Source organism: Desulfurella multipotens (assembly GCF_900101285.1).
In the GTDB taxonomy this organism is placed as follows: domain Bacteria; phylum Campylobacterota_A; class Desulfurellia; order Desulfurellales; family Desulfurellaceae; genus Desulfurella; species Desulfurella acetivorans.
In genome coordinates, this window is the sequence record NZ_FMYU01000017.1 from 1 (window position 1) to 22346 (window position 22346).

A 22346-nucleotide genomic window follows, 5' to 3' on the forward strand; every position below is an offset into this window, starting at 1 on the left:
GGAGGGTTAACCATGAGCTCCAGGATAGTAAAAATATTTGACACAACACTAAGGGATGGAGAACAATCACCGGGTGCCAGTTTAAATATTGAAGAAAAAATAGCAATTGCAAAACAACTTGAAAAGTTAGGTGTTGATGTTATTGAAGCAGGCTTTGCTGCAGCAAGTCCAGGTGATTTTGAAGCAATAAATGCAATAGCAAAAATAATAAAGAATTCTACCATAGCATCCCTTGCCAGAGCAGTAAAGCAAGATATTGAAAAAGGTTTAGAAGCAATAAAACCAGCTCCACGCAAAAGACTGCACACATTTATAGCAACAAGCCCTATACATGTAGAAAAGAAACTAAAAATGAGCTATGAAGCTGTGCTTGATGCAGCAGTAGATGCTGTGAAATTTGCAAGAAATGGCTGCGAAGAAGTAGAGTTTTCTGCAGAAGATGCAACACGCTCAAACTGGGATTACCTTTGCAAAGTTGTCGAAAGTGTAATTAATGCAGGAGCAAGCGTTGTAAATTTACCAGACACAGTGGGATACACTACACCTCAAGAATACTATGAGCTTATAACCTACATAAAAAATAAAGTACCAAATATTGATAAAGCAGAAGTTTCTGTCCACTGTCACAATGATTTAGGTATGGCTGTTGCTAACTCTCTGTCTGCAGTTTTGGCTGGTGCAGATCAGGTAGAATGCACAATAAACGGCATAGGAGAACGTGCAGGGAACGCCTCTTTGGAAGAAATTGTTATGGCTATAAAGGTTAGAAACGATATATATAAAGCCTCAACAAATATAAATACAAAAGAAATCTACCGCACAAGCAGGCTTGTAAGCAAGCTAACAGGCATAGATATCCAGCGCAATAAAGCTATAGTGGGTAAAAATGCCTTTGCACATGAAGCTGGTATACACCAAGACGGTGTAATTAAAGAAAAAAGCACATACGAAATCATGAAACCAGAAGATGTAGGTATTGACTCAAGTTCACTTGTGCTTGGCAAACACTCAGGCAAACACGGACTTGAAAAAAGGCTTGTTGAGCTTGGCTATCAGTTAACCAAAGAACAACTTGAAGACATATTTGAAAAATTCAAAGTCCTTGCAGACAAGAAAAAAGAAGTATACGACGAAGACCTACATGCACTCGTAGAAGATAAAATAAAATTCAGTCCATCAGTGTATGAAATTGTGAGCTTGCAGGTAAGCTCTGGCACAAACATTACACCTACTGCTACAATAAAGTTATCTAAAAACGGTGAGATCTTTGAAGATGCAGCATTGGGAGATGGTCCGGTAGATGCAGTTTATAAAGCTTTAGAGCGCATTACATTCGTCAAAGGTCAACTTAAATTTTATGAAATCAAATCCATAACAGAAAGCAGAGAAGCCCTGGGTGAAGCAACTGTAAAAGTATATTTTCCTGATATTGATAAAAATATAATTGGCAGAGGTGTTGCAACAGATGTTATAGAAGCAAGCGCCAAAGCTTATCTGGATGCTATTAATAAAGCGCTGATGTATATTACTTAAAAAGGAATAATTATAAATTCAATTATAAAATTGAGTTAAAATTGAAGGATAACATTATATGTCAAGATTTTTTGAAAAAATAAAAAGCATTGTAGAAATAAAACGAGAAGAATTTAACCTTTTTTTGCAACAATATAAAAATATAAAAATCGGAGAAATAAAAATATCACAAATAATAAATGGGATGAGATGTCTGAAGGTACTTTTTACAGATTTATCTTCTGTAGATCCTGAAAAAGGTATAATATGGCGAGGATACACTGTAGATGAAGTTCTCCAAAAACTTCCCAAACCTCCTTTATCAAAAATGCCTTATGTTGAAGCTCAATTTTATCTTTTAATTACTGGAGATATACCTTCAGAAACAGAAGTTAGAGAAATAATTGATATATTTAATGAAAGAAGAAAATTGCCGGACTATGTATACAACATTTTAAAAACTATGCCGAAAGAGACAGATCCAAATATAATGCTCTCGGTTGCTATAAATTCAATGCAACATGAATCTGTGTTTGCGAAAGCATACCAAAAAGGTAAAGTGACAAAATACAATGCTTGGGAATATATGCTAGAAGATGTATTAAATTTACTCCCTAAAATATCTATTATTTCAGCTTTTATTTATAGACTTAAATATAAAAACAATATGTTCATCAAAGAGGATGATTCTTTAGATCTAGGTGGAAATTTTGCCTATATGATGGGAATAAAACAGCCTTACGATGAGTTTCTAAGACTTTATATGATATTATTATCAGATCATGAAAATGGAAATGTTTCTGCTCATACTACTCATTTAGTTGCTTCAGCTTTGGCAGATGCTTATTGCTCAATTTCAGCAGGCATAAACGGTTTGTCTGGACCATTGCATGGGGGTGCAATAAGAGAATCTTTTAATTGGTTTATGAATCTATACCAACAAAAAAAGAACCAATTAACAAAAAAGATATTAGAACAAATTTGTGTAGATATGTTAAATAAAGGTTTAGTAATTCCTGGATACGGTCATGCAGTGCTTAGAAATAAAGATCCTAGATTTTTAGCACAAATGAAATTTGGAGAAGAATATTTAAAAAACGATGAACTTTTTAAAATAGCCCGCTTAGCATTTGATACAATACCTCATATTTTAAAAAAACACACAAAAATAAAAAATCCATGGCCAAATATAGATAATATCTCAGGAATTATTCATTCTCATTATGGTATAGATAAAAACTTTTTTACAGTTTTGTTTAGTAATTCTATAGCAGTTGGTTCTTTAGCAAATATTTTTTGGGATAGAGCTTTAAATTTACCTATTGAAAGGCCAAAATCAGTTACAATTAGTCAATTATTCGAACTAAACAAAACTAGGATTTAGAGTTTTTTACGATTTTATTAAAGTATAATAAGTATTGACAATCGTTTATTTTAGTCTAATATAATTAAAAGATAGTAAATTAAAAATATTTTATAAATTAATTTAAGGAGTTGAAATGTGTCTTTTGACATAAGAGAACTAGAAATCATTGTAGATGCTTTAGGTGTAGGGATATATTTAGCAGATGGTAAAGGTGTGACATTATGGGTCAATAAAGTATTTGAAGATATTTCCTTAATAAAAAGAGAGGAGGTTGTTGGCAAAACGTTAAGGGAGTTAGTTGATGCTAAATTTTTTTCTAATTCTGCTACTTTGTCAGTAATTTCAAACAAAAAACCAACAATAGTTTCTTTTAATACAAAAACAGGTAAAAAACTTTTATCTCAAGGCAAGCCAGTTTTTGATAATAGAGGAAATTTAAAATATGTGGTGAATACTATTTATGATATTTCAAATATATTTTTAACACCTGAAGAAGAAAACATAAATAAGAATTTAGCTTCAGATTATAATATTGTTGCTCAAAGTGAAAAAATGTTAAAAATCGTCAATATCGCTGTTAAAGCATCTAATGTAGATTTACCCGTCTTGATTTGTGGAGAAACTGGTGTAGGTAAAGAATTAGTTGCAAAATTAATTCATTATGCTGGATCAAGGAAAAATTTTCCTTTTGTAGCAGTAAATTGTGCCGCTATACCAGAATCTTTGTTAGAATCTGAATTGTTTGGTTACGAGCCAGGTAGTTTTACAGGATCCAATAAGAAAGGGAAAAAAGGTATTTTCGAAATTGCGCACAATGGAACGGTTTTTTTAGATGAAATAGCTGATATGCCAATGTTTTCTCAGGCAAAACTACTACGATTTTTGGAAGATAACCAATTTTTAAAATTAGGTTCAACAAAACCTACAAAAGTGGATGTTAGAATTATAGCAGCTACGAACGTAGATATTAAAAAAGCTATCGAGGAAGGCCGTTTCAGAAAAGATCTCTATTATAGACTTAGCACAATTTATATAAATATACCGCCACTTAGAGAAAGATTAGAAGATGTCAATATATTAACAAAATTTTTTTTAAATAATCTTAACGAAACATACAAAACAAGAAAAATTATAATGCCTGATGTAATTGATGCAATCAAAACACAAAATTTAGAAGGAAATGTAAGGGAATTAAAAAACATTATAGAAAAGCTCTATTTTTATTCTAAAAATGACACTATAACAATACAGGATTATTATGAAAACAACATAGATAAAAATGAATTAAATAGTAACAAAAAAAGCTTGAAATATAATCTTGAAGCTTATGAAAAAAGTATATTGCAAGAATATTTTGAACTATACAAAAGCACCAGAAAATTAGCTAAAGCTTTAAAAATCAGTCAATCCAGTGCTTTCAAAAAGCTGAAAAAATATGGTCTACTATGATTACTTTTGTAATCATATGATTTTAAAAGTAATCTTTTAAAATTATGCTATTTAGATAACATTAAATTATTAAGCATACCAATTCTATGAGTCCTATATTAATTTAATAAATTTAAAATATATCTAATAATTTTACATATTTAGGCTTTAAAAGGTTTATATTAATTAGTAAAAAAATATTTATAAAATAACATTTTTTAAAAATAATCTAAAATAAAAATTAATAAATAATAATAAATTAAAATATGGAACAGTTTTTGCTTATATTAATTAGTAGAGAAACTAAAAGTTTAGGAGGTAAAAATGCTTATTTCGAAGTTAGGATTACGTGAGGAAGTGGTTGAATTTGCTAATACTGTAAGAGATTTTTGTGAACGTGAATTTAAAGACACATTGGTATGGGATCAACAAGAGTATATGCCACCTGAACTATGGAAAAAAATGGGTGACATTGGTCTTACAGGGATGATGTTAGATAGTGATCTGGGTGGATTAGGCGATGATTTATTAACAAGCGTTGTAATACATGAAGAAATGTCTGTATATTCACCTGCAATTGCTATGACATTAGGAGCTCATGCTATACTTGCAGGCAATGTTATTAATAGAGCTGGCAACAAACAACAAAAAGAAAAATATATTCCACCTATAGCTGCCGGAGATAAAGTAGCTGCCATATGCATAACAGAACCAGAAATAGGCTCAGATGCTGCACATCCTAGAACAAGAGCTATTAAAAAAGGTGATAGATATATATTACGAGGAAGCAAAATTTTTATAACTAATGGTCCTGTTGCAGATATTTTTGTAGTTTACGCAAAAACTTCAGATGATCCTAAAAGAGGAGTTTCTGCTTTTATAGTAGAAAAAGATTTTGGAAATATTTCTGTAGAAAAAATGCATAAAATGGGAATGAGAGCTTCTCCTACAGGTTTTGTAACTTTTAATGACACAGAAGTACCTGAAGAAAATATCTTACGAGCTGAAGGAGAGGGAGTTCATATTATGATGGAAGGTTTAGATGTAGAAAGAATTGGTTTGTCAGGCAGTAATCTAGGTATGATTAAAGGCTCTTTAGATATTGCGTCAAAATATGCCAAAGAAAGAATACAATTTAACCAGCCTATTATAAATTACCAACTTATTCAAGAAAAACTTGGTTATATGTTAGCTCAACTTGAATTGAATAGACTTTATCTATATCAATTAGCTGAAGCATGGAGAAAAAATCCAGGTTCAAAGAAATTGAGAGCAGCAACTGCTTTGGTTAAAATGACATCAGCTCAAGCTGCAGTAAAATCAGCAGAAGAAGCAATCCAAATTCTTGGTGGTTATGGTTATACAACTGATTATCGCGTTCAGATGTATTGGAGAGATGCAAAACTTTATGATATTGGTGCCGGAACAACAGAAATGATGAAGATTTTGCTTGCAAGACGTATAGAAGAAGGCTTTACAGATTTATAAGATTTTAAGTTTAAGGAGGTTTTAGTTATGACAGGTATCGTAGGATATGGGTGTTATGTTCCTAAACGCAGGATTAAAGTAGAAGAAATTGCCGCTCAATGGGGAGAAAATGCAGAAACTCTCAAAAATGGTTTATTAGTAAGGGAAAAAACAGTTCCTGCAAAAGATGAAGATTCAGTAACTATAGCTTATGAAGCAGCTAGAAATGCTTTAAAGCGAGCTGAAATTGATCCACAGGAAATAGGAGCCGTGTATATTGGCTCTGAATCAAAACCGTATGCAGTTAAACCATCCGCAACAATTGTAGCTGATGCATTAGGTATAACTCCAGCTGTTCATGTGGCTGATTATGAGTTTGCCTGCAAAGCTGGCAGTGAAACTGTTTTTGTGGTTTATGGTTTAGTAAAATCGGGTGAAATTAAATATGGACTTGGTATTGGCTCGGATACTTCTCAAGGTGCCCCTAAAGACCCATTGGAATATACAGCAGCTGCAGGTGGAGCGGCATTTATAATGGGAAATGATAATGTTATAGCTGAGGTTATTGCCACATATTCATATACCACAGATACACCAGACTTTTGGAGAAGAGATGGTCAATCCTATCCTACTCACACCGGTCCATTTACTGGTGCTCCAGCATATTTTCATCATACCTTAAATTCTGCCAAAGGAGTTATGGAAAAAGCGAAAATGACACCAAAGGACATTACGTATTGCGTTTTTCATCAGCCAAATGGAGCTTTTCCTTTAAGAGCATCAAAGATGCTAGGATTTACAAAAGAACAGTTTGAACCAGGATGGGTTGCTCCTTACATTGGCAATACATATTCAGGCTGTTCATTATTGGGTTTAGCTTCTGTTTTAGATATTGCCAAAGCTAACGATATAATTCTAGTGACTTCATTTGGCTCTGGGGCTGGAAGCGATTCCTTTATATTTAGGGTAACAGAAAGACTTGAAAAAGTGCGAAATAATGCGCCTCTTTTGAAGTACTATGCTGATAGAAAACAGTATGTAAATTATGCAACTTATGCTTTTCTTAGAGGTAAAATTAAAATGAGGGAGGATTAATAATGAGAGATGTAGCCGTAGTAGGGATTGGAATAACAAATTTTGGATATTTATGGGAGAAGTCCTGGAGAGATCTGGCTGTTGAAGCTAGCTTAGAAGCAATAAAAAGCTCTGGGGTTGATAAAATAGACTCTATTTATTTGGGAAACTTTAGTGGCGGTACATTTGTAGAACAAGAGCATATGGCTGCAATTTTAGCTGATTATTTAGGATTTTTACATATACCATCCACTAGGATAGAAAATGCTTGTGCTTCGGGTGGAGTGGCTTTAAGACATGCTTATATGGAAGTAGCATCAGGAATGTCTGATGTAGTGCTTGTCACGGGTGTTGAAAAAATGACCGATGTTGTAACTTCTCAGGGTGTTTATTCATTATCTATGGCTGCTGATAGAGAGTATGAGGGTTATCAAGGCGTTACTTTTCCTGGCTTATTTGCATTGGTAGCAAAAAAATACATGCATGATTTCAATGCTACAAGAAAACAACTTGCAGCAGTTGCTGTAAAAAATCATAAGAACGCTTCAAAAAATCCAAAAGCACAATTTCACAACATAATCACAATTGATGATGTTTTGAATGCTTCAATAATAGCAGATCCTCTTGGATTGTATGATTGTTCTCCAATGACTGATGGGGCAGCAAGCGTAGTTTTAATGCCATTAGAGAAAGCAAAAAAGCTTTCAAATTCTGATAAACCTATTAAAATTTCTGGTATAGCCCAGGCAACAGATACAATTGCTTTAGCTCAAAGAAATGATTTTGTTACATTTCAAGCTACAATAGAAGCTGCAAAAAAAGCTTATCAAATGGCTGGTAAATCACCTCAAGATATAAATGTTGCTGAGGTACATGACTGTTTTACTATCGCAGAAATATGTGCAATAGAAGATTTAGGTTTTTTTGAAAAAGGTAAAGGTGCAAAAGCTACAGAAGACGGTCTAACAGAGATTGATGGAAAAATTCCTGTAAACCCAAGCGGGGGTTTAAAAGGTAAAGGGCACCCGGTTGGTGCAACTGGTATTGCACAAATTGTGAATCTTGTAGAACAATTAAGAGGTCAAGCTAAAGATCTCCAGGTTAATAACGCAAAAGTAGGATTGGCCCATAATTTAGGTGGTTCTGGTGCCACTGTTACAGTTACAATTTTGGAGGTGATTTAATGTTAACTATACCGAGAAATTGGAGAGAAAAACCACAAAGATATATGTTAAAAGGTGGTAAGTGTAAAGATTGTGGTTACACAATGTATCCTGCCAGAAAAGTATGTCCAAAATGTCACTCGGAGAATATTGAAATTATTGATCTTCCAAGAGAAGGTAAAATTCTTACTTACACTGTTATTTATTCAGCACCCGAGGGTTTTGAAGATTTTTCACCTTATGCTGTAGCTATAGTAGAACTTACAAACGGAGCTAGATTAATGTTACAAATTGTCGATACCGATTTTAACAATATAGAGATCGGTAAAAAAGTAAGTGTAGTATTTAGGAGATTATTTGTTGAAGGTAAAGCTGGAATTATAATTTATGGTCCAAAAGCTATAGTTGAAGATTAAGGTTTGGGGGTTTCCCCTTTACCTTTTTAGAGGTTAAAATGAGTAAAGTATTGATTGAAAAAGAAGGTAATATAGCGGTTGTATATATGAATAATTTAGATAAAAAAAATGCGTTAGATGAATCTTTATCATCCGAATTACTTGAAAGTATCAAAAAATTAGCTGAAGACGAATCTATATATGTAGTTATACTAACATCAGCAGGAGATGTTTTTTGTGCTGGCGGCGATATTAAAGAATTTGCAGAAGGTGTTGAATTAACAGCATTAGAACATTATTCAAAGAAAAATATTAATGTAGATGTTTTGAGGATAGTTGATATACTGAAAAAACCTTTAATTGCAGCAGTATCTGGATATGCTTTGGGGGGTGGTTTTGGTTTAGTTGCAAATGCTCATATAGTTGTTTCGCATCCTGATACGCGTTTTGGTTTAACCGAAATTAATTTAGGTATACTGCCTTATGTTATATTTCCATATGTTAAGAGAGCAGTTGGCGAAAGAGAGGCTATCTTACTGACTCTTATGGGCAAAACTATTAGCTCTCAAGAAGCTTATAGAATTGGTTTAGTTCACTTTATTGATGAAAATCCTTTAAAAAAAGCGAAAGAAATTGCGAGCCAAATTGCTCAAAAAAGCCCTTTAATTTTAAAACTACTAATGGATATGATAAATGTTTCTCACAACCCCTCCTCTTGTGAAAGTGAGTATTTATCTTTGTTAAGAATAGTTAACTTTTCTGCACAAGATTTAAAAATAGGTATTGAGTCATTTTTAAATAAACAAAAACCTCAGTGGAAAAATAAATGAGGAGGTAGGATGATAAATATTGGTGTATGTATAAAGGCAGTGCCAGACTATGAAGTCCCGGCTGAAAAATTTTATTTACAAGGCAACAGAATGTCAGGTGATTATAAATATGTTTTAGGATTGTACGATGAACATGCACTTGAGGTTGGGCTTCAACTAAGATCAAAATTAGAAAGTAAACTTTATGCAATTAGCTATACTAAAAAAGAATACGTATCAACCTTAAAAAAAGCTCTTTCAATGGGTGCAGACGAGCTTATAATAATTGAGTCTAGCAACGATGATCCATTTCAGACGGCTTATAACCTAGCCAATATAATTGAAAAATATAATATTGAGATAGTCATTCTTGGAAGAGTATCGTCGGATTTAGAAAGAGAAATGGTTCCACCTTTAGTGGCAGGAATACTTAATCGTATTTACTTACCTTATATCGTATCAATTTCATCTGAGTCTAATGGTAAATCTTTTTTATGTGTTCAACAACTGGATAATAAGAATTTACACTTACTTATAAAAGAAAAATTTGTGGCTTCAATAACTGATGCCCCATGTAATTTGCCAAGAATTCCTAACTTAAAAGAAATTATGAAAAGTAAAACAAAACCATTAATAACAGAAGAAGAAATTAATTTCGAAAAATTTAATTGGGCGCAGGAATTGTCTGCAAAGATCCCAAAATATGAGTATATTAACGAAACATTGCCTAACGATGATCTATCTTTTACAGCTAAACTACTATTAGAAAATCTAAAGAAGGAGCATTGCTTATGATTATAAAAAATGTGTTAATAATAAGTGATGATGACAAAGATAGGTTAGGTGAGTTAAATTTTGTTGCAAAAAAATTTAGTGATAACATTGATGCTATAGTTTTTACAAACAAAAAAGAATTAGAAATAGATGTAAAAAAAGCATATGGAATCAATAATATACCGCCGAATTCAATTGAAACCATTTTGCCACTTGCATCAAAATATGATGTTATTTTAACGAATGGTACAGTAGGTGCTCATATTGGAGGAATTTTAACACTAAAACTTAGTGCATCATGTGTTTTTGGTGTTAGTGAAATTAAATATGATGAGTTTATTTTTTCACATAGTGCTTATGGCGATAAAGCTGTTATTGATTACAAACCGGAGCATCTTCCATTGGTTTTAATTTTAAAAGAAAAATATTTCGAACAACTAACAACAAACCAATTGATGGAAATTGAGTGGTTAGAATGCAAAAAAGACAATATAGAAATTGTCAAAGAAGAAAAGATAGAAAAAGAAGTTGAATTAGATAAAGCAAAGATTGTAATAGGTGGAGGAAGAGGTATAGGCTCAAAAGAAGGTTTTGCTATTCTAGAAAGAATAGCAAAATTATTTGGAGGGGTAGTAGGAGCATCAAGGGCAGCAGTTGATAATGGTTGGATATCTCACCAATATCAAATTGGTCAATCAGGTGCTATGTTATCAGCAAGCTTATATTTTGCTTTTGGCATAAGTGGAGCTACTCAACATTTATCGGGCATAAAAAATGTAAAATGTGTAGTTGCTATAAATAAAGACGAAGAAGCACCTATATTTAAACGAGCTCGATACAATATCGTTGCTGATTGGAAAGATTTTGCAATGGCTTTAATCAACGAATTGGAGGAAACAAATGGCTAAAATTATGTCCAATATTAATACTAACTCAGAAGAATTTAAAAAAAGATACGAATTTAATAAAAAGAAAGTTGAAGAAATAAATCAGATTAGAGAAGAATTGGCAAAAGGTGGGCCTGAAAAAGCACATGAAGTAAATAAAAAAAGAGGAAAATTATTTTGTAGAGAACGAATAGAAAAGGTAATAGATAAAAATTCACCTTTTTTAGAAATTGGTCCATTTGTAGGTTACAATATGTATAACAATGAGGCACCATGTGGTGGAATAGTTACAGGAATAGGTAAAATAAGTGGAAAAGAGGTAATGATTATTGCAAATGATCAAACTGTAAAGGCTGGGACTTATTACCCTATGACAATTAAAAAGCATATCCGAGCTCAAACTATAGCAAGAGAAAATAGATTACATTGCCTTTATCTGGTTGATTCTGGCGGAGTTTTTCTTCCTATGCAGGATGAAGTATATCCAGACAAAGAGCATTTTGGAAATTTCTTTTATAATCAAGCAATTATGAGTAGTATGGGATTATTACAGGTGGCTGTTGTTACAGGTCTTGGTACTGCTGGTGGAGCTTATGTTCCTGCCATGTGCGACCAGGTTATTATGGTTAAAAATCAAAGTGCAATATTTATAGGTGGTCCACCTTTAGTAAAAGCAGCTACAGGTGAAGAAATAGATGCAGAAAATTTGGGTGGCGCTGATGTACATACGCGTATTTCTGGTGTAGCAGATTATCTTGCAAACAATGAAGAAGAAGCTCTAAAAAAAGCTAGAGAAATTTTTGCTCATTTACCTAAGCAAGAAAAATTTAAATTAGATAGGTCTACACCACAAGATCCTTTATATGATCCTGACGAGATATACGGTATATTACCAGAAGATCTAAGTATACCTTTTGATGTACGTGAAATTATAGCACGCATTGTAGATAATAGTGAATTTGAAGAATTTAAACCATTATACGGACAAACATTAGTAACTGGTTTTGCTAGAATTGGAGGATATTTAGTTGGGATTATCGGAAATAATGGAATAATATTTCCTGAGTCATCTCAGAAAGCCGCACATTTTGTAGAATTATGTAGTTTAAGAAAAGTACCACTAATTTTTCTACAAAACATAACTGGATTTATAATCGGTAAAAAATATGAACATCAGGGAATGGCAAAAGATGGTGCAAAATGGATTACAGCTATTTCAACTACCAATGTACCTAAAATTACAATAATAATAGGCAATTCTTATGGAGCAGGAAATTATGCTATGGCAGGAAGAGGTTATAACCCAAGGTTTTTATGGATGTGGCCCAATGCAAAAATTGCTGTAATGGGCCCTCAGCAAGCTGCTGATGTATTATCAAGTATCAAACTTGCACAACTTGAAAGAGAAGGAAAAAAACTTACCCAAGAAGAGATTGAAGCTATAAGAAAACCTATACTTCAAGAATATGAAGAAAAGTCAAGTGCGCTTTATTCAAGCGCAAGATTGTGGGATGATGGGATTATAGATCCAAAAAAAACAAGAGAGTACTTAATGCTCGCGTTAGAGGTAACACTTAACAAACAAATTGAAGATGTAAAATTTGGAATATTTAGGATGTGAGCTATGAGAAAGATTAAAAGGGTCCTTGTGGCCAATAGAGGAGAAATTGCTATAAGGATAATGAAAACATTAAAGTTACTTGGAATTGAGGCCATTGGTGTTTATTCTGAAGCAGATAAGTTATCTAAACATATTTCTTTTGCTGATAAAGCTTATAATATAGGTGAATCTGAGGCAATAAAAAGTTATCTTAATATGGAAAAAATTATTCATACAGCTAAAGAAGCCAATTGTGATGCTGTTCATCCTGGTTATGGTTTTTTGGCTGAAAATCCCGTTTTTGCCAAAATGGTTCAAGAAAATGGTTTAATATGGATTGGTCCTCCAAGCGAATGCATGAAAAATTTAGGGGATAAAATTAATTCTAGAATTATAGCACAATCGGCTGGCATACCGACGACTCCAGGTGGGACTATAGAATCAATTGAGCAGGCCCATAAATTAGCAAATGAGATAGGTTATCCAGTCTTAATAAAAGCATCTGCAGGTGGTGGCGGAAAAGGAATGAGAATTGTTTATGACGATAAAGACTTAGAAGATGCAATAAAAGTTGCCAGAGAAGAGGCAAAAGCTGCATTTGCTGATCCAACCGTATATATCGAAAAATACATAGAAGATGCCCATCATATAGAAATACAATTTTTAATTGATAAATTTGGTAATGGTTTATATTTTCCTGAAAGAGAATGTTCTGTACAAAGAAGATATCAAAAAATTATCGAGGAAAGTCCATCTCCAACTATCGATAGACAGACAGCCAAAAAGATGGGCGAAGCTGCTTTACTTGTTACAAAAAAAGCCGGCTATCATAATGCTGGAACTGTTGAATTTATCTATGATAAAAAAAGTAAAAATTTTTATTTTCTTGAAGTTAATGCCAGGATTCAAGTTGAACATCCTGTAACAGAAGAGATTAGTGGATTTGATTTAATAGCTTCCCAAATTGATATTGCAGAAGAAAAACCTATTGAGTTATCTCAAGATGAACTTAACAATCGTATAAATGGGCACGCCATAGAGTCTCGAATTTATTCCGAAGATACAGATAATAATTTTATGCCTTCTATTGGAAAAATAGAACATTATAGGGAACCTGCAGGTTTCGGTATTAGAGTGGATTCTGGATTTTTTGAAGGTTCAGAAGTATTAATACATTATGATCCATTAATAGCTAAATTGATTGTAAAAGCTCCAAATAGAATGATGGCAATAAAAAAGATGTATAGAGCCTTATCAGAATATCATATTGCACCCATTAAAACTACGATTCCTCTTTTAAAAAATATTTTCAAACATAAAAAATTTATAGAAGGTGATTATAATACACAATTTTTAAATATTTACAAAAATGAGGTATTTGGTCAAAAGCAAAGTTCTAATTATTTAAAAGAAGCATTAGTTCTATTTGAATATTTAAAACAAAATGTATCAGATGTAACATTTTCTGGCGAAGCTACTTTGCCGTCTTGTTGGGAAATGATAGGATCATGGAGGGGGTAAAATGAACATAAAAGTTAATAATGAATCTATAGAATATGAATTATTAAGAAAAGGCGATTCATATTTATTATCTTATCAAGATTTAAGTTTACCTTTTCAGGTTTTTAGATACGGGAATGATTATTTAGTACTAAATATCGAAGACAATACTGCAATTGTTCTAGATGTTTATAAAGCGAAAAATAAAATAGTTATATGGGCGGAAGATGAAGAATTTATAATAGAAGAAATATCAGAAAATGAAACACTTTCAAGTCATGAAGTGATAGAAAATAATATTAAATCTCCAATGCCTGGTATAATAAAAGAAATTAAATTTATGGAAAATGATATAGTAAAAAAAGGCGATACAGTTGTTGTTTTAGAATCTATGAAAGTTCTAAATGAACTTAAAAGCAGTGTTAATGGTTACATAAAAAAAATTTATATTGAGAAAGGAGCTCAGGTTGGGCCTCTTGAATTATTGGTTGAAATTGAACCAAAGGAGGATTGAAATGAGTGAATATTTAGTTGGTTTAGAAGAAGTGGCCATAGCAGTAGAAGACGCAAAAAAAACCGCTGAAGAGTTTACTATGCTGTTTGGAATTGATTTTGATTATGAGTGGGAATTGCCAGATGAAAAATTATTTGTAAAATCTGCAAAAATTGGTGACACACAATTACAATTTATTGAATCTACTTACCCCGATGGTGTTGTTGCCAAGTTTATACAAAAAAGAGGAGAAGGATTAAATCATATCGCATTAAAAGTAAAAAATTTAGATGCATTAATAGAAAAATTACAAAAGAATAATATCAAACTAATACCACAGCAACCAATAGAAGTAAATAAGCTTCCTCCTTTTAATGGTGCCATACGTTATATATTTATTCACCCATCTTCATTTCACGGAGTATTAATTGAATTAATCGAAGAAATAAAAATTTAAAATAGGAGGTTTTGTATGAGTAACTTTTCTGATTTTAAAAACGGATCATTGGTACAGAGCAATCCTGTGATGCAGAAAATTAGAAACAAGACAATCACAGCAGAAAAGTTTGCCAGTATGGTTAAATCTGGTGATTGGATTTATGGGTGTATGGTTGGAACAGATGCTGTGGCTCCGAGAAAAGCTATATTTCAGAGATTAGGTGATGGTCCAGATAAATTACAAAATATTGAAATGTGGGCAGTTGATAATGCATTTTTAGGTACAGATTTTGGTCTTAGATACGATAAAGAAGGTAAATATCATATCCAGCATCAGGGATTTATCCATAAAGGTACAAAAGATGCGATAAAACAAGGCTGGCAGGGGTTTGATTGGTACCAGTGGGGATGGGCAATGCATATGAATTACCAATTTGCAAGATTTTACAGAAAAGAAAAATCGCAACGAGTAGCTGATTGGGGAATTGCTACAATTGCAAAACCTGAAGGGAGCTATGTAAATGGAAGTTATGGTGTATCAAATTTTATGATAACAGCTAAAACTTGTAAAAAATTTGTATGTGAAATAAGAGAAGATCATGCATGGTGTGAACCAGGTAGAAATGTTAATTTACATATTGATGATGTGGATTATTTTATTGAGGTAGATTTATCAGATCCTGATTTTCAATATCCACGCCTTGACGAACGCAATATAATTCCATCTGAGACAGATAAAAAAATAGCTGAACATATCCTATCAATAATGCGAAATGGTGATGTTTTGCAGGTAGGAATTGGTTCTTTACCAACAGCTGTTGTTTTAGCTATATCTGATTCTGATTTAAAACATCTTGGCGTGCATACAGAAATGATAGGAGAATGGGCTTTTACGTTAATAGAAAAAGGAAAGATTGATAATTCTCAAAAATCTATAGATCAAGGAAGATGCGCTTGGGCTTATGCCGTACCGTTTATTCCTGAAAGATATTTTGAATGGATGCACCATAATCCAATGTTTGCTGCTTATGATATAAATTACACAAATAACTTTTTAACATTATCTATGGTCGATAATTTTATTGGGATAATGAGCTTTGCAAAGATTGATATCAGGGGTCAGGTTGTTTCAAGTTGTGTTGGTGGCAGGCCTATATCTAACACTGGTGGGCAATTTCAATTTACAGTAGGGGGGCAATTATCCAGAGGTGGAAGAACAGTGCTTGCGGCAACTTCTAGAACACCAGATGGAAAATCACGTATTGTTGGAATGCTTGATAGAGGAGATGTTGTAGATGTTCCATCGCAATTTGTTAACTATGTTGCCACAGAATATGGGATAGTAAACCTTATGGCTTGTACAGATGCAGAAAAAGCCAGAAAATTAATTAGTATTGCTCATCCAGATGATAGAGAAGAATTAGAAAAAGAAGCGGCAAAATTAGGTATTAAAACAAAACACTGGATGTTTGATGTGTCTCCAGATAGAAGATATCCTAGTGCAAATGAATTAAAAGACCATAAACACGGTTATATGGATTTGGTTATTGCACCAAAAGGAGTAGCGAACCCCAACAGTTAATAGTTTAGATTTTTGTGTTAAAAAATTAATATAAAAAATTAAAAAATAAAAGGTAAAAAAGTTAAAAAGAAAGGAGGGTGTATGCTATCTTCGAAGCAAGAATATGTAAAAAGAATTTCCAAAAAAAAGCCAGCTCTTTATATTAATGGGAAAAAAATAGATAATTTTGTTGAACATCCCAACATTAAACCAATGATTGACTCAATTGGTTTAACATATGATTTAGCTTTAAAAGAGGAATTTAAAGATTTGATGGTTGCAAATTCACAATTTGTTAATGAACCAATTAATAGATTTTTGCATATTTATACGGAAAAAGAAGATCTTATAAAACGCATTAAATTAGCAAGGCTTTTAAGTCAAAAGTTAGCAACCTGCAATTACCGTTGCGTGGGTTGTGATATTTTAAATGCCTTATATGTAACTACCTATGATATGGATGAAACTTTAAAAACTACATATCATAATAGGTTATTAGATTATATCAAGTATGTACAACAAAACGATTTAGCCGTATCAGGAGCGCTAACCGATGTAAGGGGCGATAGGTCTAAAAGTCCAAGCCAACAAGATGATATGTATTTAAAAATTTTAGAGAAAAAAACTGATGGTATAGTAGTAAAAGGTGCCAAAATTTGTCAATCTGGAGCGTTGGTCGTAGATGAAACCGTTGTTATGCCAACGATAGCATTAAAAGAATCTGATAAGGCTTATGCTGTTGCTTTTGCTATTGAATCTGGCACGGAAGGTGTAACGTATGTTTTGCAAAATAATGCATATGAAGCTAAAAAAAGAGAAACCCCCGGCTGGGAATCTGGTAATCCATATGGAGACAGAGGAACTTTTTTAGTCATATTTGATAATGTATTTGTGCCGTGGGATAGAGTATTTATGTGCGAGGAATATAATTTTGCTGGTTCATTGGTAAGTAATTTTACTGATATTCATAGATATGTAGGTTCAGGTTGCAAAGCAGGTTTTATAGATACTATGGTTGGAGCTGCAAAGCTGATGTCAGAGTACAATGGCATCCAAAATGCGTCCCATATAGTAAATAAAATTACTGATATAGTAAAGGGTCAAGAAAGTTGTTATGCTTGTGGTTTAGCGGCGGGATATGAAGGAATAAAAACGAAATCAGGTGTATATTTGCCAAATGCTTTGTATTCTAATGTATCAAAAACCCTAGGTTTACCAGCCATAGCGCAAGCAGCGATAAATCTTGCAGATATTACTGGTGGTGTATGTGTTACGGCACCTTCCGAGGAAGATCTAAAAAATCCAGAAATTGGCAAGTATATAGAGCATTATTTAAAAGGAAGTGATTCTGTTACTACAGAAGAAAGAATGAAACTAATAAAATTTGTTGAGTATTGGATAGCTGGCCCACATTTAGCAGGAGCTATCCATGGTGGCGGTTCTCCTATTACTCCGAACATATTTATACAAAGATTAGCAAATGTAGATGAAAAAAAGTCATTTGTAAAAGAACTACTAGAAATTAAGTAGAAAAGGAGCAAATAATGCCTGATTTTACAAACATCATTTATACTGAAGAAAACAGTATTAGTTGGATTCAACTAAATAGACCCGAAAAACTCAACGCATTTACAAAGGATATGTGGGAAGAATTTTACGAAACTGTAGAATTAGCCAAAAATAGTAAAACAGGTGTGGTTGTTGTTTCTGGTGTAGGTAGAGCGTTTAGTGCAGGTGATGATATTAAAGCCACGTATGAATTAAAAAATAAAGAAGAAGCAGACAATTTTTTTAACACACTTTTAAAAGTTTTTGAATCACTACTTGAAATTGAAAAGCCTATGATAGGAATGGTTAATGGCTTAGCTTATGGTGGTGGTTTTGAAATACTTTTATTAATGGATGTCGTAATTGCGACTAAAGAATCTAAATTTGCTTTATCAGAAGCAAAATTAGGTTTAATACCGCCCGCAGCATTGTCATTTGGCTATACAATTCTTGGAATAAAACAAATCAATAGGCTTTCGTTGATAGGTGAGGCGATTGATGTATATGAGGCTCAAAGAATTGGTTTAGTAGATTGTATAGCAGAGAAAGATGATTTAAGAAATAAAACTTTAGAAATTGCCTGGAAAATTATTTCTAATGCCACGCATTCAGTCCAGTTTATTAAGAAATGGTCAAACACTCACAAAGATAAATCCAAATTTATTGAGTTGATTAATGTATTAACTATGTTTTCTTTAGACTCAAATGCGAGAAAAAGAATGGAAGATTTTGTTACAAAGAGAAAAGAAAACGAAGTTGGGATTTTTTGTTAAAAAATTAATATCTTTAGGAGGTGTTTTTTATGGAACATTTGATTGAGCATGCTGGACATGTGGCAATGAACACACTTTTATGGGAAGCTGCGGTTGTTTTATGGGTAATTGGTATGATGGATCTTGGGGTCAGCAAACGCCATGATGTAAAGGATTTTGGGTATATTTTGTTAACTGCTGCTATAATGGAAACCATAGCTATGATGTTTGTGATTGCAAGTGGAAATATCTTTGGAGCAACATCAGCAGCAGCATTTGTATTTTTATTGTGGGCATTGGCTTTTGGTCTCTTAAATGGAACAAATAGAGTAGTTACTTATCATGCAGTTTTATTAACTTCTTTTTACTTTACTGGAGCTACAATTTATTTAGCCAGCAAAGGCGCTTTGTTTTTGACTGTTATGTTCGGCTTGTTAGTACCTATCACTCTTTTATTAGCTTTAGCAAGTTATACAGAAAAACACTCATTAGGAAAGATAGCAGGTGGATTTTCAGCAATTGATGGAATACTATTTTTTATTTATTCATTATGTTCGGCTATAGGTTATCATTTACCTTAAATAAAATTAGTTAAATCAAAATTTTTTAAGGAGAATTACTAACGGACATTTTTAAAGCGGATTTTCTCGAAAAAGAGAATCCGCTAATTTTTTGGAAATTATTTTTATGTTTTTTTAAAATTATTTGTTTTGTGCCACACTTTGCATAGGTGGTGGTGAAGCAGTAGCAGCGATATTTGAAAATGTTTAAGGAGGATAAAATGATTAATAAAGTAGGCGTTGTAGGCGCAGGCCAGATGGGAAATGGGATAGCCCATGTATTTGCTTTGCATAACTATTCTGTCGTGCTATATGATATAGCTCAAACCCAGCTTGACAAAGCACTAAAAACAATAGAAGAAAACTTAAAAAGGCAGGCTAAAAAAAATACCATACAGGAAAGCCAGATAGAATCAACTCTAAAAAACATAAAAACCACTACAAACTTAAATGATGTTTCAGATGTGGATTTTTGTATTGAAGCATCACCGGAAAACGAGGCTTTAAAGTTAGATCTTTTTTCTAAGCTAGATTCTATAGTCAAAGAAGGCTCAATAATTGCTTCTAACACTTCTTCCATATCCATCACAAAACTTGGTTTTCAAACTAAAAGGCCAGATAAGGTAATTGGTATGCACTTTATGAATCCTGTGCCTGTTATGGAACTTGTAGAGGTAATAAGGGGTATTGCAACAAGCCAAGATACCTATAACACTGTACTTGACCTAGCAAAATCACTTGGCAAAAACCCGGCTTTATCAAAGGATTATCCAGGCTTTATCGTAAACCGTGTGCTTATACCCATGATTAATGAAGCAATATATGCTTACTATGAAGGTATAGCTTCCATTGAAGATATAGATAAGGCTATGAAGCTTGGCACAAACCAGCCGATGGGACCATTTGTACTGGCAGACTTTATCGGATTGGATACAGTACTTGCCATACAGAATGTACTGTATGAAGGTTTTAAAGACTCAAAGTACAGACCATGTCCTTTGCTTGTAAAAATGGTAGAAGCAGGCTATCTGGGCAGAAAAAGCGGCAAAGGCTTCTACGATTATACAAAAAAATAAGGGGGATCTATGAATATACTGTTTGAATCACAAAACGGCACAGGCTACATAACAATAAACAGACCCGATAAGCTTAATGCTCTAAACATAGATACGATAAATGAGCTAAAAGAAACAATCTTAAAAGTAGATCAGGATAAAACGATTAAATGCGTAATTATCACTGGCTCAGGTGAAAAAGCATTTGTAGCAGGTGCAGATATAGAATACATGCAAAAGCTAACGCCAAATCAAGCACTTGAGTTTGCAAGGCTAGGCCAGGAAACGCTTCATTTAATGGAAACTTCAGGTAAGCCTTTTATTGCATGTGTAAACGGTTATGCGTTAGGTGGTGGTTTTGAAGTTGCTTTGTCATGCGATATTATACTTGCTCAAAGCAATGCTAAATTTGGTTTTCCAGAAGTAGGCCTTGGTATAATACCTGGCTTTGGCGGTACGCAAAACCTATCTCGTCTGATAGGAAAATCATTGGCTAAAGAGCTAATTTTTAGTGCAAAGATGATAGATGCTTCAAAAGCAAAAGAAGTTGGCATAGTTAGTGAAGTTTATCAAAGCAAAGAAGAGCTGCTCCAGGCAGGAAAAGCCTTATCTGAGCAAATCCAAAAAAATGCACCTTTGGCAATAGCTCTTGCAAAAAGGGCAATAGTTGATGGTTTTAATCTAACAAAAGAAGATGGTCTAAGGTATGAAGCAAGTTTATTTGGCGTGGTATTTTCAAGTAACGATGCCAAAGAAGGCTTAAGTGCATTTGTAGAAAAAAGAAAACCAAATTATACAGGAGGATAATATGAACTTTCAATTAACAGATGAAGAAAAAATGGTTCAAGATACCGTAAGAAGCTTTGCACAAAAAGAGCTAAAACCCATAGCATCAGACATTGACAAAAACCACAAGATACCAGATTCAATAATAAAGGGTTTAGCAGAACTTGGTCTTTTTGGGGTCTATATTCCTCAAGAGTACGGTGGCGCTGGTTTGTCTTTTTTATCATACGCAATAACCGTAGAGGAAATCTCTAAAGTGTGTGCATCAACCGGTGTGCTGATAAGCGCACACACATCGCTTTGTGCAAACCCTATATACGAGTTTGGCACTAAAGAGCAAAAAGAAAAATACTTAATACCTCTTGCAAGTGGCCAAAAGATTGGCTGCATTTTGCTAACCGAACCTGAAGCAGGCTCAGATGCAGCAAATGTATCCACAACGGTCAAAAATGAAGGCGACTACTACATAGCAAATGGCAATAAGATATTTGTTACAAATGGCGGTTATAAGGATATTGGTATATTAATTGCAACACATGACAAATCACTGCGCCACAAAGGCATAGATGCATTTATTTTGGATTTGAAGTCCGAAGGTGTGGAGCTTCAAAGAAATGAAGACAAAATGGGCATAAGGGGCACATATACATCCGTTTTTGCCTTAGAAAATGTTAAGATACCAAAAGAAAATCTGCTTGGCAAAGAAGGAGAAGGCTTCAAAATCGCAATGGATTGCTTAGATGGTGGTAGAATTGGTATAGCTGCACAGGCACTTGGTATAGCAGAAGGCGCATATGAGAGAGCCCTAGAGTATGCCAAAGAGCGCAAGCAGTTTGGAAAAACATTGAGTGAGTTTCAGGCAATTCAGTTTAAGCTTGCCGATATGGCAATGCACATTGAAGCAGCAAAGCTACTTGTATACGAGTCTGCATGGATAAAGGATAACCTAAAAAACGGAGCAAGCTACAATGATCTAATAATAAAATCTTCAATGGCAAAAGCTTACGCATCAGAAACCGCTACCTATGTAACCAAAGAAGCGCTCCAGATTCATGGTGGCTATGGCTATATTGCAGAATACGAGATAGAGCGCATGTATAGAGATGCAAAGATAACAGAAATATACGAAGGTACAAATGAGGTTCAAAGGATAGTAATATCAAAACAGTTGTTGAAAT

General features: G+C 33.4%; 21 protein-coding genes. All 21 read left to right on the top strand.

The features are described from left to right. The first annotated feature begins 12 nt into the window (after nucleotides 1-12). Complete coding sequence (locus BLQ93_RS08820) at nucleotides 13-1533, top strand: 2-isopropylmalate synthase (RefSeq protein ID WP_092129724.1); 1521 nt, start codon at nucleotides 13-15, stop codon at nucleotides 1531-1533. 58 nt (nucleotides 1534-1591) lie between these two features. Continuing rightward, the gene (locus BLQ93_RS08825) at nucleotides 1592-2896 is read left to right on the top strand and encodes a citrate (Si)-synthase (protein ID WP_092129726.1); all 1305 of its coding nucleotides are present in this window, start codon (nucleotides 1592-1594) and stop codon (nucleotides 2894-2896) included. A 117-nt stretch (nucleotides 2897-3013) separates the two neighbouring features. Then, the gene (locus BLQ93_RS08830; protein ID WP_092129728.1) at nucleotides 3014-4327 is read left to right on the top strand and encodes a sigma-54 interaction domain-containing protein; all 1314 of its coding nucleotides are present in this window, start codon (nucleotides 3014-3016) and stop codon (nucleotides 4325-4327) included. A 336-nt stretch (nucleotides 4328-4663) separates the two neighbouring features. Then, entirely contained in the window at nucleotides 4664-5794 is a 1131-nt protein-coding gene (locus BLQ93_RS08835; protein WP_159427523.1) for an acyl-CoA dehydrogenase family protein, read from the top strand. A gap of 27 nt (nucleotides 5795-5821) precedes the next feature. Further along, nucleotides 5822-6868 carry a hydroxymethylglutaryl-CoA synthase gene (locus BLQ93_RS08840; RefSeq protein ID WP_025392376.1) on the top strand — a complete coding sequence of 349 codons (1047 nt, stop codon included), beginning with the start codon at nucleotides 5822-5824 and terminating at the stop codon, nucleotides 6866-6868. A gap of 2 nt (nucleotides 6869-6870) precedes the next feature. Beyond that, complete coding sequence (locus tag BLQ93_RS08845; RefSeq protein ID WP_092129732.1) at nucleotides 6871-8031, top strand: thiolase domain-containing protein; 1161 nt, start codon at nucleotides 6871-6873, stop codon at nucleotides 8029-8031. After that, on the top strand, nucleotides 8031-8426 hold the full coding sequence (locus tag BLQ93_RS08850) for a Zn-ribbon domain-containing OB-fold protein (protein WP_025392374.1): 396 nt from the start codon (nucleotides 8031-8033) through the stop codon (nucleotides 8424-8426). The genes BLQ93_RS08845 and BLQ93_RS08850 overlap by 1 nt, the downstream gene beginning before the upstream one ends. Before the next feature lie 38 nt (nucleotides 8427-8464). Then, on the top strand, nucleotides 8465-9235 hold the full coding sequence (locus tag BLQ93_RS08855) for an enoyl-CoA hydratase/isomerase family protein (protein ID WP_092129734.1): 771 nt from the start codon (nucleotides 8465-8467) through the stop codon (nucleotides 9233-9235). A 9-nt stretch (nucleotides 9236-9244) separates the two neighbouring features. Next, the gene (locus BLQ93_RS08860; RefSeq protein WP_025392372.1) at nucleotides 9245-10009 is read left to right on the top strand and encodes an adenine nucleotide alpha hydrolase family protein; all 765 of its coding nucleotides are present in this window, start codon (nucleotides 9245-9247) and stop codon (nucleotides 10007-10009) included. Next, entirely contained in the window at nucleotides 10006-10896 is an 891-nt protein-coding gene (locus tag BLQ93_RS08865) for an electron transfer flavoprotein subunit alpha/FixB family protein (RefSeq protein ID WP_025392371.1), read from the top strand. The genes BLQ93_RS08860 and BLQ93_RS08865 overlap by 4 nt, the downstream gene beginning before the upstream one ends. Continuing rightward, a complete protein-coding gene (locus tag BLQ93_RS08870) occupies nucleotides 10889-12496 on the top strand; it encodes an acyl-CoA carboxylase subunit beta (protein WP_092129736.1) in 1608 nt (535 codons plus the stop codon). Before BLQ93_RS08865 ends, BLQ93_RS08870 begins: the two co-directional genes overlap by 8 nt. A gap of 3 nt (nucleotides 12497-12499) precedes the next feature. Continuing rightward, a complete protein-coding gene (locus BLQ93_RS08875) occupies nucleotides 12500-13996 on the top strand; it encodes an acetyl-CoA carboxylase biotin carboxylase subunit (protein ID WP_092129738.1) in 1497 nt (498 codons plus the stop codon). Between the two features lies 1 nt (nucleotide 13997). Further along, nucleotides 13998-14489, top strand: a complete 492-nt coding sequence (locus BLQ93_RS08880; protein ID WP_092129740.1) for a biotin/lipoyl-containing protein — start codon at nucleotides 13998-14000, stop codon at nucleotides 14487-14489. A 1-nt stretch (nucleotide 14490) separates the two neighbouring features. Further along, nucleotides 14491-14925: a VOC family protein gene (locus tag BLQ93_RS08885; RefSeq protein WP_092129742.1), complete on the top strand. Its 435-nt coding sequence runs from the start codon at nucleotides 14491-14493 to the stop codon at nucleotides 14923-14925. A gap of 15 nt (nucleotides 14926-14940) precedes the next feature. Continuing rightward, nucleotides 14941-16488: an acetyl-CoA hydrolase/transferase family protein gene (locus tag BLQ93_RS08890; protein WP_092129744.1), complete on the top strand. Its 1548-nt coding sequence runs from the start codon at nucleotides 14941-14943 to the stop codon at nucleotides 16486-16488. A gap of 81 nt (nucleotides 16489-16569) precedes the next feature. Then, nucleotides 16570-17997: a 4-hydroxyphenylacetate 3-hydroxylase N-terminal domain-containing protein gene (locus BLQ93_RS08895; protein WP_025392365.1), complete on the top strand. Its 1428-nt coding sequence runs from the start codon at nucleotides 16570-16572 to the stop codon at nucleotides 17995-17997. A 14-nt stretch (nucleotides 17998-18011) separates the two neighbouring features. After that, nucleotides 18012-18788, top strand: a complete 777-nt coding sequence (locus tag BLQ93_RS08900) for an enoyl-CoA hydratase/isomerase family protein (protein WP_025392364.1) — start codon at nucleotides 18012-18014, stop codon at nucleotides 18786-18788. Between the two features lie 29 nt (nucleotides 18789-18817). Next, on the top strand, nucleotides 18818-19348 hold the full coding sequence (locus BLQ93_RS08905) for a hypothetical protein (protein ID WP_092129746.1): 531 nt from the start codon (nucleotides 18818-18820) through the stop codon (nucleotides 19346-19348). A gap of 200 nt (nucleotides 19349-19548) precedes the next feature. Then, nucleotides 19549-20403: a 3-hydroxybutyryl-CoA dehydrogenase gene (locus BLQ93_RS08910; RefSeq protein ID WP_092129692.1), complete on the top strand. Its 855-nt coding sequence runs from the start codon at nucleotides 19549-19551 to the stop codon at nucleotides 20401-20403. 9 nt (nucleotides 20404-20412) lie between these two features. Continuing rightward, the gene (locus BLQ93_RS08915) at nucleotides 20413-21189 is read left to right on the top strand and encodes an enoyl-CoA hydratase/isomerase family protein (RefSeq protein ID WP_092129694.1); all 777 of its coding nucleotides are present in this window, start codon (nucleotides 20413-20415) and stop codon (nucleotides 21187-21189) included. Nucleotide 21190: 1 nt separating this feature from the next. Beyond that, nucleotides 21191-22346: acyl-CoA dehydrogenase family protein (locus BLQ93_RS08920; protein WP_092129696.1), on the top strand; the 1156-nt coding region annotated here is incomplete at its 3' end.